The 16,048-nt window shown below is 71.8% G+C and carries 14 protein-coding genes; 6 read left to right on the top strand and 8 right to left on the bottom strand.

What is annotated here, in order from left to right:
• The first annotated feature begins 122 nt into the window (after positions 1-122).
• Complete coding sequence (locus RBJ77_RS56590) at positions 123-2,975, top strand: penicillin acylase family protein (protein ID WP_372352116.1); 2,853 nt, start codon at positions 123-125, stop codon at positions 2,973-2,975.
• 103 nt (positions 2,976-3,078) lie between these two features.
• Here the strand turns inward: RBJ77_RS56590 and RBJ77_RS56585 are convergent, their stop codons facing one another.
• From RBJ77_RS56585 to RBJ77_RS56575, 3 genes are all read right to left on the bottom strand, one after another.
• Entirely contained in the window at positions 3,079-4,359 is a 1,281-nt protein-coding gene (locus RBJ77_RS56585) for a serine-threonine protein kinase (protein ID WP_372352115.1), read from the bottom strand.
• 94 nt (positions 4,360-4,453) lie between these two features.
• Positions 4,454-5,776, bottom strand: a complete 1,323-nt coding sequence (locus RBJ77_RS56580; protein ID WP_372352166.1) for an MFS transporter — start codon at positions 5,774-5,776, stop codon at positions 4,454-4,456.
• A 102-nt stretch (positions 5,777-5,878) separates the two neighbouring features.
• Positions 5,879-7,126 (bottom strand): exo-beta-N-acetylmuramidase NamZ domain-containing protein, encoded by a 1,248-nt coding sequence (locus RBJ77_RS56575; protein ID WP_372352114.1) that lies wholly within the window; start codon positions 7,124-7,126, stop codon positions 5,879-5,881.
• Between the two features lie 205 nt (positions 7,127-7,331).
• Between RBJ77_RS56575 and RBJ77_RS56570 the strand changes: the two genes are divergently transcribed.
• Genes RBJ77_RS56570 through RBJ77_RS56560 form a run of 3 tightly spaced genes read left to right on the top strand, consistent with a single transcriptional unit; the run spans position 7,332 to position 10,380 of the window.
• Positions 7,332-8,096, top strand: a complete 765-nt coding sequence (locus RBJ77_RS56570; RefSeq protein WP_372352113.1) for an SDR family oxidoreductase — start codon at positions 7,332-7,334, stop codon at positions 8,094-8,096.
• Complete coding sequence (locus tag RBJ77_RS56565; RefSeq protein ID WP_372352112.1) at positions 8,093-9,754, top strand: class I adenylate-forming enzyme family protein; 1,662 nt, start codon at positions 8,093-8,095, stop codon at positions 9,752-9,754. Before RBJ77_RS56570 ends, RBJ77_RS56565 begins: the two co-directional genes overlap by 4 nt.
• A gap of 29 nt (positions 9,755-9,783) precedes the next feature.
• The gene (locus RBJ77_RS56560) at positions 9,784-10,380 is read left to right on the top strand and encodes a TetR/AcrR family transcriptional regulator (protein ID WP_372352111.1); all 597 of its coding nucleotides are present in this window, start codon (positions 9,784-9,786) and stop codon (positions 10,378-10,380) included.
• On the opposite strand, the gene RBJ77_RS56555 is transcribed toward RBJ77_RS56560, so the two are convergent.
• The gene (locus tag RBJ77_RS56555) at positions 10,319-11,239 is read right to left on the bottom strand and encodes a LysR family transcriptional regulator (protein ID WP_372352110.1); all 921 of its coding nucleotides are present in this window, start codon (positions 11,237-11,239) and stop codon (positions 10,319-10,321) included. The two genes, RBJ77_RS56560 and RBJ77_RS56555, sit on opposite strands and share 62 nt — an antisense overlap.
• A 76-nt stretch (positions 11,240-11,315) precedes the next feature.
• Between RBJ77_RS56555 and RBJ77_RS56550 the strand changes: the two genes are divergently transcribed.
• A complete protein-coding gene (locus RBJ77_RS56550; protein ID WP_255973053.1) occupies positions 11,316-11,462 on the top strand; it encodes a hypothetical protein in 147 nt (48 codons plus the stop codon).
• A gap of 358 nt (positions 11,463-11,820) precedes the next feature.
• Here RBJ77_RS56550 and RBJ77_RS56545 read toward each other — a convergent pair whose 3' ends face one another.
• Together RBJ77_RS56545 and RBJ77_RS56540 are read right to left on the bottom strand one after the other, a co-directional pair.
• A complete protein-coding gene (locus tag RBJ77_RS56545; protein ID WP_372352109.1) occupies positions 11,821-13,035 on the bottom strand; it encodes an acyl-CoA dehydrogenase family protein in 1,215 nt (404 codons plus the stop codon).
• An 8-nt stretch (positions 13,036-13,043) separates the two neighbouring features.
• A complete protein-coding gene (locus tag RBJ77_RS56540; RefSeq protein ID WP_372352108.1) occupies positions 13,044-14,081 on the bottom strand; it encodes a phosphotransferase family protein in 1,038 nt (345 codons plus the stop codon).
• A 287-nt stretch (positions 14,082-14,368) separates the two neighbouring features.
• On the opposite strand from RBJ77_RS56540, the gene RBJ77_RS56535 reads away from it, so the two are divergent.
• Positions 14,369-15,313, top strand: a complete 945-nt coding sequence (locus RBJ77_RS56535; RefSeq protein ID WP_372352107.1) for an NADP-dependent oxidoreductase — start codon at positions 14,369-14,371, stop codon at positions 15,311-15,313.
• A gap of 24 nt (positions 15,314-15,337) precedes the next feature.
• Here RBJ77_RS56535 and RBJ77_RS56530 read toward each other — a convergent pair whose 3' ends face one another.
• Together RBJ77_RS56530 and RBJ77_RS56525 are read right to left on the bottom strand one after the other, a co-directional pair.
• Positions 15,338-15,658: a DUF202 domain-containing protein gene (locus RBJ77_RS56530; RefSeq protein WP_372352165.1), complete on the bottom strand. Its 321-nt coding sequence runs from the start codon at positions 15,656-15,658 to the stop codon at positions 15,338-15,340.
• A complete protein-coding gene (locus RBJ77_RS56525) occupies positions 15,646-16,038 on the bottom strand; it encodes a YidH family protein (RefSeq protein WP_372352106.1) in 393 nt (130 codons plus the stop codon). Before RBJ77_RS56525 ends, RBJ77_RS56530 begins: the two co-directional genes overlap by 13 nt.
• Between the last annotated feature and the right edge of the window lie 10 nt (positions 16,039-16,048).

Raw genomic sequence — 16,048 nt, 5'->3', positions numbered from 1 at the left:
TCTGAGGCCCGGGAGCCGCTGAGTGATCCCTGTGGTGATCCTGAAAACGTGACGCATGTTCATCTTCTGTCGTTGGCTAACCGCCGGTAACCTCCGGCTCACCATCGTCGGGAGGACCAGGCATGCGACGACGCATCCCACGAACCACCCTGCACAGAAGCCTTTTCAGGAGAGGTACGGCCGCCGCGGCCCTCGTGCTCACCGCGGGACTGCTCTCCCCGTTGTCGACGGCTGCCGCCGCCGACGAACCCGTACCGGCCACCGACTACTGCGAAGGTCAGTGCGCGGACATCCTGCCGCCCGGTGCGAACGGCAGCGCCACGCTCGCCGAGATCCTCGGCAACAAGCTGTTCGGAACCCAGCCCGCCCACGCCGACGATCAGATCGGTCCTTATGACGCGCTGTCGTCCGGGTATCCCTCACTCACGGACGACACACTCACGAATTTCTTCAACGACTCCTCCTTCGGTGTCCCGGACGACCAGGTCGGATCCGTCACCCGCCCCCGCGACGACGTGACGATCACCCGTGACAAGAAGAACGGCGTACCCCACGTCAAAGGTTCCACGCGCTACGGAACCGAGTTCGGCGCCGGCTACGCCGCAGGTCAGGACCGCCTCTGGCTGATCGACCTGTTCCGCCACATCGGCCGCGGCGAGCTGACGTCCTTCGCGGGCGGCGCCCTCGCCAACCAGGGCCTGGAGCAGGAGTTCTGGCCGCAGGCCCCGTACACGGAGGAGGATCTGGAGAAGCAGGTCGCCTTCATCAAGAAGAGCGGCGGCGCCCGCGGCGAGCAGGCCATGGCCGACGCGCAGGCCTACATAGACGGCCTCAACGCCTACCGCGTGAAGTCCAAGAACGGCCGCTACTTCCCGGGCGAGTACGTCCTCACCGGCAAGATCGACGCGATCACGAACATCGGCGAGATCCAGCCGTTCAAGGTGACCGACATGATCGCGCTGGCCTCCGTGGTCGGCGGCCTCTTCGGCAACGGCGGCGGGGGAGAGGTCGACGCGGCCCTCTCGCTCCTCGCGGCCCAGCAGAAGTACGGCGTCGAGAAGGGCACCGAGGTCTGGGAGTCGTTCCGCGGGCGCAACGACCCCGAGGCCGTCACCACCGTCCACGACGGCACCAGCTTCCCGTACGGCACGAAGCCGGCGAAGGCGCGCGGTCAGGCCCTGCCCGACCAGGGCTCCGTCGACCGCGAACCCCTGGTGTACGACCGCACCGGCTCGGCCGCCACGGAGTCCACGAAGTCCGTGGCCAAGGACCCGGTGAAGGCGCCGAAGAGGCTGAAACCGCTCCAGGGCATGTACGACGACGGGGTGCTGCCCGCCGACCTGTTCACGGACTCGGCGTCCAAGAAGGGCATGTCGAACGCGCTGCTCGTCTCCGGCAAGCACACCGCCTCCGGCAACCCGGTCGCCGTGTTCGGCCCCCAGACCGGCTACTTCGCGCCCCAGCTGCTGATGATGCAGGAGCTGCAGGGCCCCGGCATCAGCGCGCGCGGCGTCTCCTTCGCGGGCGTCGGCATGTACATCCAGCTCGGCCGCGGCCAGGACTACGCCTGGTCGGCGACCTCCGCGGGCCAGGACATCACGGACACCTACGCGGTACCGCTGTGCGAGCCGGACGGTTCGGCGCCCACCAAGCAGTCCACGTCGTACCTGTACCGCGGCACCTGCACCCCGATGGAGAAGCTGGAGAAGAAGAACGCCTGGAAGCCGACCGTCGCCGACTCGACGGCCGCCGGCTCCTACCGGATGCAGGTGCTGCGCACCCAGTACGGCATCGTCACGCACCGCGCCACCGTCGACGGCAAACCCGTCGCGTACACCTCGCTGCGCTCCACGTACCGCCACGAGGCCGACTCGATCATCGGCTTCCAGATGCTGAACGACCCGTCCTACGTGACGGACGCCGCGTCGTTCCAGAAGGCCGCGCAGCACATCAGCTACGCCTTCAACTGGTTCTACGCCGACTCGCGGGACATCGCCTACTACAACAGCGGCGCCAACCCGGTGCGCGCGGCCGACGTCGACATGTCACTGCCGGTGCGGGCCGAACGGGCCTACGAGTGGCAGGACTTCGACCCGGCCGAGAACACGGCCGCGTACACGCCACCGGCCCAGCACCCGCACTCCGTCGACCAGGACTACTACATCTCCTGGAACAACAAGCAGGCCAAGGACTTCACCGCGGCCAACTTCAGCCTCGGCGCGGTCCATCGCGGCGACCTCCTCGACGGCCGCGTGAAGAAGCTGACCGAGGAGGGCGGCGTCACCCGGGCCTCGCTCACCCAGGCCATGGAAGAGGCCGCGGTGACCGACCTGCGCGGCGAGCAGGTGCTCCCGGAGATCCTCAAGGTCATCCGCAGCAAGCCGGTCGACGACCCGCAATTGGCCAAGGCCGTGCAGCAGTTGGAGGCCTGGCGCAAGGCGGGCGCCCAGCGCAACCAGACGTCGGCCGGGTCGAAGACCTACGCCCATCCCGACGCCGTGCGCATCATGGACGCGTGGTGGCCGCGGCTCGTCGAGGCCGAGTTCAAGCCGGGTCTCGGCGACGACCTCTACCAGGCCCTCACCGGTCAGCTGAGCATCGACGAGGCACCGTCCGCCGGACACGGACCCACCGGATCGCACGCGGGCTCCGCGTTCCAGTACGGCTGGTGGGGATACGCCGACAAGGACCTCCGCTCCGTCCTCGGACAGCCGGTGCAGGGGAAGCTGGGCGCGCAGTACTGCGGCGCGGGCGACCTCTCGGCCTGCCGCGACGCCCTCCTCGCGTCGCTCGCCACGGCCGCCGCCGAGCCCGCCACGGAGGTCTATCCCGGCGACGACCTCTGCAAGGCCGGTGACCAGTGGTGCGCGGACACCATCAACCACCGCGCCCTGGGCGGCATCACCCACCGCACCATGCAGTGGCAGAACCGCCCCACCTACCAGCAGGTCGTGGAGTTCCCGGCCCACCGGTAGTCCCGTACCCGCAGTCGCGTCGCGGCACCGCATCGACGGTGCGGGTGCGACTGCGGGTTCCGCGGCCCCCGGCGAGTCGTCACGCGGCGGCCGGCGGCCGGAGCTAGTGGGGCACCCGCCCCGCGCCGAGGACGACGCGGGCCAGCTCCTCGTGGCAGATGTCGCTGTGGGCCCCCGAGGGCGGCGGTCCGTACCGGACGACCTGGGCCGCGTCGACGCTGACACAGCCGGACGCCGGGACCCCGGTGCGCAGCACCTCGGCCAGGGATGAGCGTACGGCGCCGGCGACGGACTGGATCCCGTCGAAGCCGATGGCACCCCAGCGCATGCCGAGGCCCGCGATGTCGCGGTCCTCGCCGGCGAGCCGGGACGCGAGCGGGTACATCACGCCCAGGGCCGTGTCGAAGTGCGAGTAGCAGGACACCAACGGGCCGTCGATGCGCGCCTGTTGACCGTGGAGGGTGCCCTGGGGGGCGAACGCGTAGTGCGAGAAGGCGCCTTGGAGCAGCGTCACCGACTTCACGTTCCGCGTCTGCGCCGGCAGTCCGGCCAGCGCGAACGACACGAGCCGCGCCCCGAAGCTGTGGCCCACCAGGTGCACGCGCACCTCCGGAGCGTCGTGCGCGAGCCGGCCGAGCGCCGGACCGAGCCCGGCCCTGCCGACCTTCCCGGCCCGCTTCTTCATGGCGAAGTACGTCGCCTGGCGCAGCAGTTCGTGCGCGCCCTGCCACACCTTGGACACGCCGGCCGGCCAACGGAAGGAGGCCACTCCTTGGGCCGTCTCCTCCAGGGCCTCGGCGAACTCCAGGCAGACGCCGCGGGTGTCCTTGCGGAACATCGCGGGCGCGGCGTGCCGCTCGTCCGCGTCGTCGGCCTCGGCGTCGGCGTCGGGAGCGACGGCCGGGGTGCCCACCAGCTGGGCCACGAGCCCGCCGAACTCGTCGAACACGCCCTGCCTGTCGGGCTGTTCGTCGAGCAGTCGCGCGAGCCGGTCCACGACCGTGTCCTGACCGGCGAAGACCTCGTGCAGCGCCTGCCGTGTCCCCTTGTCCAGCGTCGTGCGCGGCGCCGTCGCGGCGGGCACGGCCGACGGGTCGAAGTCGGGGATCGGCTCGTCCGAGAACCGCATCGACGGCCACAGCACGCCCACGTACCCCAGGTGCGCGCCGGGCGCGAGCGCCGGGAACGGCGCGAAGAAGCGGTCGTAGAGGCGGGTCGCGATCGACCGGTCGTTGTTCCAGCCGTGCGCGAACACGACGAGGTCCCGCACCCCCCGCTCGCGCACCTCGCGCAACAGCCGGTCGCGCCGCGCCGGATCGGGGTCCCCGTCGGCGTCGAACGTCAGCTCCCAGTAGGGACGTACGTGAACTTCCGGTACGGCCATGGCCAACCCCCGTGCAGTCGTCCGTGCGGTGTGCCGCATCGTCCTGCGCCGCGCGGGGGTTGGCCATACGCCATGGACGCCAAATCGGGGCGCGTCAGCCCAGTTCGCGCTCCCGCGTCTCCGGCAGCGCCAGTACGCACAGCAGCGACACGACCGCCATCGCGCTCACGTACCAGCCCACCGACGACGAGCCGAAGGCGCTCTGCAGCCGGGTCGCCACCAGCGGCGCCACCGCACCGCCGAGCACCCCGCCCAGGTTGTAGGCGAAGGACGCCCCCGAGTAGCGCACCCGCACCCCGAACAGCTCCGGCAGATAGGCGCCCATCGGTCCGTAGACCACGCCCATGCAGAACAGGGCGCCGCCGAGCGCGAGCGCGATGAGCACCGGCTGTTCGGTGTCCATCAGCGGGAACAGGGCGAGCCCCCACACGATCGCGAGCGCGGACCCGATCAGCACCATCCTGCGGCGCCCGCCCGCGTCCGAGCGCGTCGCCGCCAGCCAGGTCCCCGCCGCGAGGAACAGGCACGCCACCAGGGACACCGCGAGCATCGTGCTGCGCGGGACGCCGAGCGTCTTCGTGCCGTACGCCAGGCAGTACGTCGTGGCCGTGTAGAACAGCCCGTACGCGACGATCATGCCGCCCGCGCCGAGCAGGATCTCCTTGGGGTGGCGCTTGAAGACCTCCAACGCCGGTGCCCTGCTGGCCTCCTGATCTTCCATCACCTTCGCGAAGACCGGGGTCTCGCTGATCTTCAGCCGGACGAACAGGCCGACCGCGACCAGGAGGAAGGACAGCAGGAACGGGATGCGCCAGCCCCACGACCGGAACGCGTCGTCGGACAGGGTCTCGGAGAGCAGCCAGAAGATGCCGGTCGCCGCGAAGAAGCCCACGGACGGGCCGAGTTGGGGGAAGGCGGCGAACATGCCGCGTCTGCCGCGCGGCGCGTGCTCCACGGCGAGCAGCGCGGCGCCGCCCCACTCGCCGCCGAGGCCGACGCCCTGGAGGAAGCGCAGCAGGACCAGCAGCACGGGCGCCCAGACGCCCAGCGTGCCGTAGCCGGGGAGCAGTCCGACGCACGCCGTCGACAGGCCCATCAGGAGCAGTGATGCCACCAGGACCGACTTGCGGCCGATCCGGTCGCCGAAGTGGCCGAAGACCAGCGAGCCGATGGGCCGGGCGGCGAACGCGACGGCGTACGTCGAGAAGGAGGCGAGGGTGGCGTTGAGGGAGGAGAGGTTAGGGAAGAAGGCCTCGTTGAGGACGAGGGCGGCGGCCGTTCCGTAGACGTAGAAGTCGTAGAACTCGATGGCCGTGCCGATGAAGCTCGCTACCGCGACCCGGCGCAGGCTCTCCGGTTCGGAGGTCTGCGCCGGAGCGGCAGAGGCGGTGTCTTCCCTGGTCGAATCGGATTTCAGCACGTCGTGCACTGTCGCGGTCCGTGCATGGTGCAGTCAATGTCTGAGACGTGCTGTCTCGGCTGCTGAGACCCCGACACCCTCTCGGTGCCTGCTCGGTGCCTACTTGTACGTCAGATAGCGGCGGCGCACGGCCCGGAAGGCGTTCAGCTCGCTCTGCCAGCCCGCCACCACCTCGTCCGTCGAGGCGCCCGCGTCGATCATCGTGCGGACCTGGGTGGAGCCGGTGAGCTTGTCGATCCAGTTGTCCGGGCGCCAGGCGAAGCCGCTCCAGGCCGACTTGGCCGTCACGAGGAGGCCGATGCCCGTGCGGACCGGGTCGAAGGCGTCGCGGTCGTCGACGTGGATCTGGACGCCGCCGATCGTCTTGCCCTGGAACTTGGAGAACGTGGGGGCGAAGTACGCCTCCCTGAAGTGCACGCCGGGCAGCGCGAGTTCATTGGCCGCCGCGGCCCACTTCCGGTCGACGCCCTCGGCGCCGAGGAGTTCGAAGGGGCGGGTCGTACCGCGCCCCTCGGAGAGGTTCGTGCCCTCGAAGAGGCAGGTGCCCGAGTACACCAGCGCCGTGTCGGGCGTCGGCATGTTGGGGCTCGGCGGCACCCACGGCAGGCCCGACGCGTCGTAGAAGTCGCGGCGCTTCCAGCCCGTCATGGTGACGGTGGCCAGCTCGACCGGGTGCGCCAGGTACTCGCCGTTGAAGAGGCGGGCCAGCTCGGTGACGGTCATGCCGTGCGCCTGGGAGATCTCCCGGCGGCCGACGAACGTCGCGAACTCCTTGTGCATGATCGGCCCGTAGGCGTTGCGGCCCGTCACCGGGTTCGGCCGGTCGAGGACGACGAACCTCTTGCCCGCGAGCTGCGCCGCCTCCATGCAGTCGTACAGCGTCCAGATGTACGTGTAGAAGCGGGCGCCCGCGTCCTGGATGTCGAACACGATGGTGTCGACGCCGGACGCGGTGAAGACGTCGGCGAGCGCCTGGCCGCTCTTCAAGTACGTGTCGTAGACCGGGAGTCCGGTCGCCGGGTCGTCGTAGCGGCCCTCCGATCCGCCGGCCTGCGCGGTGCCGCGGAAGCCGTGCTCGGGCCCGAACACCGCCTTCAGGTCGACGCGTTCGTCGACGTGCATCACGTCGACGATGTGCTGGACGTCTCGGGTGACGCCGGTCGGGTTGGTGACGACACCGACCTTCTGGCCGTCCAGCAGCGCGTAACCGTCCGCCGCGAGCCGCTCGAACCCGGTCCGCAGGCGTCTTCCTCCGTCGGCGGCGGAGGCGGAGCCCCCGGCGCCGAGCCCACCCGCGACACCCGCACTTGCGCTCGCCGCGAGCAGCGCCCGTCTCGACACGTTCACAGGAACCTCCGTGATCACCGGAACTGGCATGGCCATGCACGCTAGCGCCCGGATCGCCGTCGCGGAACGAACCCGGCGGCGATCACCGTCCTGAACCCCTTCCCGGTCTCCATACCGACTGGTTAGTCTGCTGACGCAACCGGAGCCGTGCCCGCGTCCGCCGCGTGGTGCCGAGGCCGTGCCGAAGCCGTGTCGAAGGAGACCGATGGTGGAGAGTTTGCAGGGGCAGTCAGTCGTCGTCACCGGGGCGGGAGGCGGCATCGGCGCCGCCATCGCCCGCCGCTTCGCCGCCGCGGGCGCCCGCGTCGTCGTCAACGACCTGGACGCGGCCAAGGCCAAGTCCGTCGCCGACGAGATCGGCGCCACGGCCGTGCCCGGCGACGCCTCCGCGGTCATCGACGACGCGCGCGACGCCCTCGGCGGCACCGTCGACGTCTACTGCGCCAACGCGGGCCTCGCCTCCGGCGGCACCGAGGCCGCCGACGAGCAGGTCTGGGCGGCGGCCTGGGACGTGAACGTGATGGCGCACGTGCGCGCCGCGCACGCGCTGCTCCCCGGCTGGCTGGAGCGCGGCAGCGGCCGCTTCGTCTCCACCGTCTCGGCCGCGGGCCTGCTCACCATGGTCGGCGCCGCCCCGTACAGCGTGTCCAAGCACGGCGCGTACGCCTTCGCCGAATGGCTCTCCCTCACCTACCGGCACCGCGGCCTCAAGGTCCACGCGATCTGCCCGCAGGGGGTCCGCACCGACATGCTCACGGCCGCCGGATCGGCCGGCGACCTGGTGCTCGCGCCGACCGCCATCGAGCCCGCGGACGTCGCCGACGCGCTGTTCGCGGGCATCGCCGATGACCGCTTCCTGATCCTGCCGCACCCCGAGGTCGCCGAGTACTACGCGGCCCGCGCCGCCACCCCGGAGCGCTGGCTCACCAACATGAACCACATCCAGCAGAAGTGGGAGGCCGCCCAGTGAGCGAGTCCGTCTACGCGGCCCAGCCCTGGCTCGGCGTCCTCAACGCCGCCCAGCGGGCCCCCGTCACCCCCGCCGCCTCCGTCACCCACGCCTTCGCCGACGCCGTGCGCGGCGCCCCCGACCGCACCGCCCTCGCCTACTTCGACGGCCGGCTCTCCTACGCGGAGGTGGACGCCCTGTCCGACTCCGTGGCCGGTCACCTCGCGGCCCGCGGCCTGGAGCGCGGCGACCGCGTCGCGATCATGCTGCAGAACTCGCCGCACTTCGTGCTCGCCCTGCTCGGCGCCTTCAAGGCGGGCGCCGTCGTCGTCCCGGTCAACCCCATGTACAAGGCGGGCGAGGTGCGGCACGTCCTGCACGACGCCGAGGTGACCGGGCTCGTCTGCTCGGACCGCGCCTGGGAGTCGTACCTGCGCGAGACCGCGGCCGACTCGCCCGTCCGCATCGCGCTCACCGCCTGCGAACTCGACCTCCAGACCCGCAACGACGCGCGCGTCCTCGGCTTCGAGCGGGTGAGCCCGGCGGCCGACGACGCCGACGATCTCGTGACCGTGGCACGCGCCGGCCACAAGGCGCCGGCGGACCGCGAACTCGGCGCCGCCGACATCGCGCTGATCAGCTACACGTCCGGGACGAGCGGCACCCCGAAGGGCGCCACCAACCTGCACGGCAACATCACGTACAACGCGGAGCGCCAGCGCACCGGCCTCGGGCTCGCCGAGGGCGCCACCTACTTCGCGCTCGCGCCGCTCTTCCACATCACCGGCATGGTCTGCGAACTCGTCGCCTCCTTCGCCAACGCCGGCACCCTCGCCCTCGCCTACCGCTTCGAACCGGGCGTCGTCCTCGACGCGTTCGCCGAGCACCGCCCCGCCTACACGGTCGGCCCGTCCACCGCCTTCATGGCGCTCGGCGCGCAGCCGCAGGCGACCCGGGAGCACTTCGCGTCCTTCAGCTCCATCTCGTCGGGCGGCGCGCCCGTGCCGCCCGCGCTGGTCGAGAAGTTCCGCGACGCCTTCGGCCCGTACATCCACAACGGCTACGGGCTCACCGAGTGCACCGCGCCCTGCGCGTCCGTGCCGCCGGGCGTCGAGGCGCCGGTCGACCCGGTCTCCGGGACCCTCGCGGTCGGCGTGCCGGGCCCCGAGTCGGTGGTCCGCATCGTCGACGACCTCGGCGCGGAGGTCCCCTTCGGCGAGCAGGGCGAGATCGCGGTGCGCGGCCCGCAGGTCGTGCCCGGCTACTGGCGCCGTCCCGACGCCACCGCCGAGGCCTTCCCGGACGGCGAGCTGCGCACCGGCGACATCGGCTTCATGGACGAGAACGGCTGGCTCTACGTCGTCGACCGCAAGAAGGACATGATCAACGCGTCCGGCTTCAAGGTCTGGCCGCGCGAGGTCGAGGACGTCCTCTACACCCACCCCGCCGTGCGCGAGGCGGCCGTCGTCGGCGTCCCCGACGCCTATCGCGGCGAGACCGTCAAGGCGTACGTGAGCCTGCGCCCCGGGGCCGACGCGACGCCGGACGAGCTGGCGTCGTACTGCAAGGAACGGCTCGCCGCGTACAAGTACCCGCGCGACGTCGAGGTCCTGCGCGACCTTCCGAAGACGGCAAGTGGGAAGATCCTCCGGCGGGAACTGCGTTCCCCCCAGGCATAGCGGAAGAAACGGACAAGGCGGTGGCGGCAGTGCCCAGGACGACGACGGACGGCGACGGCACGCCCGTACCCGAGCGGCTCCTCGCGGCCGCCACCAGGCTCTTCGCCGAGCGCGGCTACGACCGCACGTCGGTGCAGGAGATCGTCGAGGCGGCGGGCGTCACCAAGGGCGCCCTCTACCACTACTTCGGTTCGAAGGACGATCTCCTGCACGAGGTGTACGCACGGGTCCTGCGCCTCCAGCAGGAGCGGCTCGACGCCTTCGCCGACCAGGACGAACCGGTCGAGGAGCGGCTGCGCGGCGCCGCCGCGGACGTGGTCGTCACGACGATCGAGAACCTCGACGACGCGGCGATCTTCTTCCGCTCCATGCACCACCTCAGCCCCGAGAAGAACAAGCAGGTGCGGGCCGAGCGGCGGCGCTACCACGAGCGGTTCCGCGCGCTGATCGAGGAGGGCCAGAAGACCGGCGTCTTCTCCACCGAGACCCCCGCCGACCTGGTGGTGGACTACCACTTCGGCTCCGTCCACCACCTCTCCACGTGGTACCGGCCGGACGGCCCGCTCACCCCGCAGCAGCTCGCCGACCAGCTGGCTGACCTGCTCCTTCGGGCGCTGCGCCCGTAAGCCGGGCCAGCAGCGCCTCCGCCGCCGGATTGCGCGGCCGGGGCGCCCGCCCGGCCAGCACGATCGCCCGCCCCGGCTCGGGCTGCCGGATGGTCACACACGGCAGCCCGGACGCCTCCCCGATCCGCCGCGGCACGATGGCGACCCCGATCCCGGCCCGTACGAGGTCCACGAGCAGGCCGATCTGCGTCACGTCACAGGTGATCCGCCGCTCCAGACCGCAGTGCGCGGCGAGCCGGCGCACCGCCGTCTCCAGGCCCGTACCGGCCCTGAAGTCGACGAACGGCTCGGCCGCGAGGTCGCTGAGCAGTGTGCGCCCGGCCTCGGCCAGCGGATGCCCCGGCGCGGTGACGAGCACGAGGTCCTCCTGCCACGTCCCGAACACGGCCAGCCCGTCCGGGAGTTGACGCGCGTCCGGCGCGAGGAACGCCAGGTCCAGCTCGCCGGCCCGCAGCCCCTCGATCAGCTCCTCCACGGGCGCCTCCCGTACGGACACCTGGATGCCGGGCAGTTCTCGGTGGAACGCGGACAGTTCCGCGGCCAGGTCCACGCAGGTCAGCGTCTGGATGGTGCCGACGGCCAGCCGTCCGGCGCCGAGCCCGGTCACCTGCGCCACGGCCTCCCGCGCGGCGGCCGCCCCCGCGAGCAGCTGCCGGGCCTGCGGCAGCAGCGCGCGCCCGGCCTCCGTGAGCACGACACGGCGGCCCGTCCGGTCGAACAGCTCCGCGCCCAGCTCGCGCTCCAGGTTCCGGACCGACGTGCTGAGCGCGGACTGCACGATGAGCTCGGCGCGGGCCGCCGCGGTGAAACTGCCCTCGTTCACGACCGCCACGAAGTGGCGCAGCTGACGTATCTCCACCCATCGATTCTATGAATGCGCCCGAGCGAAACGATCTGTTGGACCGGGCGCGCGGGGCGGCGGGAGGGTGGTGGCCATGGACCACGTACCTGTTCTCTGGACCGCGGCGTACGCGCCGCGGGTGTCGCCCGCCGTGCGCACGGCGTCCCGCCAACTCCTGCGCGTGCGCTGCTTCCTGCGCCGCCTGGCCCTGCTGGACCATGCGGGCGGGGGCGGGTACTGAGACCGCCCTCTCGCCGTCGCGGGCTCCCGTGCCGTGCGGCTGCGGGCCGGTGGGGGCTGGTCGCGCAGTTCCCCGCGCCCCTGAGGCGACCCGCTGAAGCCTGCGCGCCAGCGCATGCCTCCAGGGGCGCGTGGAACCGCGCGAGCAACCACGACGAGGCCCGCGGACGGAGTCGGTTTTTCGGGGGCGCGGGGAACTGCGCGAGTAACCACGACGAGAGCCGTGGACGGAGTCGGTTTTTCGGGGGCGCGGGGAACTGCGCGAGTAACCACGACGAGAGCCGTGGACGGAGTCGGTTTTTCGGGGGCGCGGGGAACTGCGCGACCAGCCACGGCGCAACCCGCACCCGGCGACGAAACTAGACGTACCGCTTCAGTTCCCGCCGGGCGAGGGACCGCTGGTGCACCTCGTCCGGCCCGTCGGCCAGACGCAGCGTCCGCGCCCCGGCCCACAACTCGGCCAGCGGAAAGTCCTGCGACACCCCGCCCGCACCGTGCAGCTGCACCGCCTTGTCGATGATGTCGACGACCGTCCGCGGCGTCGCGATCTTGATGGACTGGATCTCGGTGTGGGCACCGCGGTTGCCCACCGTGTCCATCAGCCACGCGGTCTTCAGCACCAGCAGCCGCAACTGCTCCACGGCGACCCGCGCGTCCGCGATCCACTCCTGCACCACGCCCTGCTGGGCGAGCGGCTTGCCGAACGCCGTCCGGGCGACGGCCCGCCGGCACATCAGCTCGATGGCCCGCTCGGCCATGCCGATCAGCCGCATGCAGTGGTGGATGCGGCCGGGACCGAGCCGCGCCTGGGCGATGCCGAAGCCGCCACCCTCCTCGCCGACCAGATTGCTCACCGGCACCCGCACCCGGTCGAAGACGACCTCCGCGTGCCCGCCGTGCCAATGGTCCTCGAAGCCGTACACGGTCATGGCCCGGCGCACCTCGACGCCCGGGGTGTCGCGCGGCACCAGCACCATCGACTGCTGGCGGCGGATGTCGGGCCCGTCCGGGTCCGTCTTGCCCATCACGATGAAGACGCGGCAGTTCGGGTTCATGGCGCCGGAGATGTAGAACTTCCGGCCCGTGATGACGTAGTCGTCGCCGTCGCGCTCGATGTGCGTCGTGATGTTCGTGGCGTCGGAGGAGGCGACCTCCGGCTCGGTCATCGCGAACGCGGAGCGGATCTCACCGGCGAGCAGCGGCTCCAGCCACTGCTTGCGCTGCGCCTCGGTGCCGAACTGGGCGAGCACCTCCATGTTCCCGGTGTCCGGGGCACCGCAGTTCAGCGCGGTGGGCGCCAACTGCGGGGAGCGTCCGGTGATCTCGGCCAGCGGCGCGTACTGGAGGTTGGTCAGACCGGCACCGTGCTCGGCGTCCGGCAGGAACAGGTTCCACAGGCCCTGGCGGCGCGCCTCGGCCTTCAGCTCCTCGACGACGGCCGGGGTCTCCCACGGCGAGTCGAGCGCGGCGCGCTGCTCGGCGGCGACGGCTTCCGCCGGGTACACGTGCTCGTCCATGAACGCCAGGAGACGCTCGCGCAGCTCCTGGGTCCTGGCGTCGAATGCGAAGTCCATGGGAGGGATCAGCCTTCCTGAAGGTCCTGGAGGGTGGTGAGACCGTGCTCGATGAAGACGGGGACCAGCTCGCCGATCCGGTCGAAGCCGGCGCCGACCGTCTGCCCGAGCGTGTAGCGGTAGTGGATGCCCTCGAGGATCACGGCGAGCTTGAACCAGGCGAACGCCGTGTACCAGGCGACCGCGGACACGTCGCGCCCCGAGCGCGCGGCGTACCGCTCGATCAGCTCGGCCGGGTCCGGGTGCCCGGCGGCCGAAGAGGTGGTGGAGATGGGGGAGTTCGGCATCTCCAGCTTCGCGCTGTACATCGCGAGCAGACCGACGTCGGTGAGCGGGTCGCCGAGCGTCGACATCTCCCAGTCGAGGATGGCCTTGATGCGGTCGACGCCGTCCGGGTCCTGCCGTACGAGGACGTTGTCGAGCCGGTAGTCGCCGTGCACGATCGTCGGCGCGGGGGAGTCGGGGAGCGAACGGCCCAGGGCGGCCTGGAGTTCGTCGATGCCGGCGAGCTCGCGGTTGCGGGACGCGTCGAGCTGCTTGCCCCAGCGGCGCAGCTGCCGGTCGAGGAAGCCCTCCGGCCGCCCGAAGTCCCCGAGCCCGACGGAGGCCGGGTCGACCGCGTGCAGGTCGACGAGTGTGTCGACGAGGCCGAGCACGGCGGCGCGGGTGCGCTCGGGGCCGAGCGGGGCGAGCTGGTCGGAGGTGCGGTAGGGCGTGCCGTCCACGAACTCCATGACGTAGAACGGCGAGCCGATGACGCTCTCGTCCTCGCACAGCAGCACCGGCTCGGGCACCGGCACGTTCGTCGGGTGCAGGGCGGCGATCACCCGGTGCTCGCGCTTCATGTCGTGCGCGGTCGCGAGGACGTGCCCCAGCGGAGGCCGCCGCACGACCCACTTCGAGGTCCCGTCGCCGACCTGGTACGTCAGGTTGGACCGCCCGCCCTCGATGAGCCGCCCGGACAGCGGACCCGCGACGAGGCCGGGCCGCTCACGGTCGAGGTGGGCGCGCAGCCGGTCGAGGTCCAGGCCAGGGGGGTGACTCATCGCGGTCCTCCGGGAGTCCGGTTGGTGGGCAGGTGGCGGGCGGCCGAAACGGGCACGGGCATCGGTGCTCGGCACGCGTCGCACAGTGCGTCACATCATGCCGACCAGTCGGTATGCCGTCCAGTGACTGGCGGAAACGTGATCGTTCTAACGGTGCCAGCCGCTGCCGCGCGATGTCCGGGGAACCGGGGATCCGAGGGCCCGGGAGTCGGGGGAGAGGGAGCCGGACTGCTCTCCCCGGGCCAGTCCGGAATGCCGCACCGGCAGGGCCGTGCGAACCTCCGGTCATGAAGGCGATCAGCTACCGCTCGTACGGCGGCCCCGAAGTCCTCGCATACGGAGAGGTGCGCGACCCGAAGGTCGCCCCGGACGCCGTCCTCGTGAAGGTGCGGGCCGCCTCCGTCAACCCCGTCGACTGGAAGTGCCGCGACGGCCACCTCGACGCGATCCTGGACCCGGTCTTCCCGGTGATCCCCGGCTGGGACGTGTCCGGAGTGGTCGTCCAGCCGGGCGTCTCCGTCACGGAGTTCGCGACCGGCGACGAGGTCATCGGCTACGTCCGCGAGGACTTCCTGTCCCGCGGCACCTTCGCCGAGTACGTCGCCGCGCCCGTGCGCACCCTCGCCCGCAAGCCTCGCAACCTCAGCTTCGAGGAGGCCGCGGGGCTGCCGCTGGCCGGACTGACCGCGCTCCAGGTCCTCACCCGCGCCCTGGAGGTGGGCGAGGGCGACGTCGTCCTGGTGCACGCGGCGGCCGGCGGGGTCGGCTCGGTGGCGGTACAGCTGGCCCGGCACCTCGGCGCCCGCGTCATCGGCACCGCGAGCGAGCGCAACCACGACTACGTACGGGAACTGGGCGGCGAACCCGTCAGCCACGGCGACGGTCTCGCCGAACGGGTCCGCGCCCTGGCCCCCGAGGGCGTCGACGCGGCCTTCGACACGGTGGGCGGCGAGACCCTGCGGGTGTCCGCGGAGCTGCTGGCCCCGGGAGGCCGTCTGGCCTCCGTGGCCGACGGCGCGGTCCTCGGCCTGGGCGGCCGCTACTGCTTCGTCCGCCCCGACGCCACGGACCTCGCCCGCCTCTCCGACCTGGCGGAACAGGACGTCCTCACCGTGCATGTGGCGAAGACGTTCCCGCTCGAAGAGGCCGCCGCCGCCCATGAGCTGAGCGCCCGGGGGCGGACCCGCGGGAAGATCGTCGTGACGGTGCCGTGGGGCGACGGGGACGGCTGACCACCCGGCCCGGGGGCCCCGCCCTCACACCACGAGCGCCGCCGCGAACACCGCCATCGCGATCACACAGGCCGTGCCCAGCACCGCGCCCCGCCGCGACATCAGCGGGGGCGCGACCTCGTCCCGCGCGAGCCCCGTGATGCGGCGGTGCGCCACCCCGAGGAACCCCAGCCACACCACCAGGACCAGCGCGGCGGCCACCCAGCCCACCGTCCCCGGCGAGCCGTGCAGCGCCGTCTTCTCGGCGAGCACCGCCGCGACCGTGCACGACAGCGTGGTCCGCCGCCAGGCCAGCCGGGTCCTGGCCGGCTGCAGGCCCGGGTCGCGCCCGCTCACCCTTCCCAGCCCACCAGCACCACGAAGACCATCGCCACGGCCACCAGGGCCACCACCAGACTCAGCAGCGCCGGGAACCTGGACACCGGCAGATCCTCGCCGCGCCGCATCGCCCGCTCGCAGCGCACCCAGTGGCTCACGGCGCGCAGCGAGCACAGCACGCCCGCCGCCAGCAGCGCGAGCGCGAGGCCCACGCGCCAGCCCCAGCGCAGGTCCGGCAGGAACTGGTCCACGGCGAAGCCGCCACCGATCAGCGCGAGCGCGGTGCGGACCCAGGCGAGGAAGGTGCGTTCGTTGGCGAGGGAGAAGCGGTAGTCGGGCGTATCGCCCTCGTCCCTGATCCGCTCCGGGGCGAACCACAACCGGACGTTGCGCACGAATTCGATCACTCGCAGGACC

The organism is Streptomyces sp. KL116D, assembly GCF_030766975.1.
Lineage (GTDB): Bacteria > Actinomycetota > Actinomycetes > Streptomycetales > Streptomycetaceae > Streptomyces > Streptomyces longispororuber_A.
The sequence above is the reverse complement of the archived record's forward strand: the minus strand, read 5'-3'. Positions and strand labels throughout refer to the sequence as shown.

Excerpts from the sequence above, each read along its gene's own strand:
- RBJ77_RS56590 (WP_372352116.1), top strand. The coding sequence starts at position 123 with ATGCGACGACGCATCCCACGAACCACCCTGCACAGAAGCCTTTTCAGG.
- RBJ77_RS56585 (WP_372352115.1), bottom strand. The coding sequence starts at position 4,359 with ATGGCCGTACCGGAAGTTCACGTACGTCCCTACTGGGAGCTGACGTTC.
- RBJ77_RS56570 (WP_372352113.1), top strand. The coding sequence starts at position 7,332 with ATGGTGGAGAGTTTGCAGGGGCAGTCAGTCGTCGTCACCGGGGCGGGA.
- RBJ77_RS56550 (WP_255973053.1), top strand. The coding sequence starts at position 11,316 with ATGGACCACGTACCTGTTCTCTGGACCGCGGCGTACGCGCCGCGGGTG.
- RBJ77_RS56545 (WP_372352109.1), bottom strand. The coding sequence starts at position 13,035 with ATGGACTTCGCATTCGACGCCAGGACCCAGGAGCTGCGCGAGCGTCTC.
- RBJ77_RS56540 (WP_372352108.1), bottom strand. The coding sequence starts at position 14,081 with ATGAGTCACCCCCCTGGCCTGGACCTCGACCGGCTGCGCGCCCACCTC.
- RBJ77_RS56535 (WP_372352107.1), top strand. The coding sequence starts at position 14,369 with ATGAAGGCGATCAGCTACCGCTCGTACGGCGGCCCCGAAGTCCTCGCA.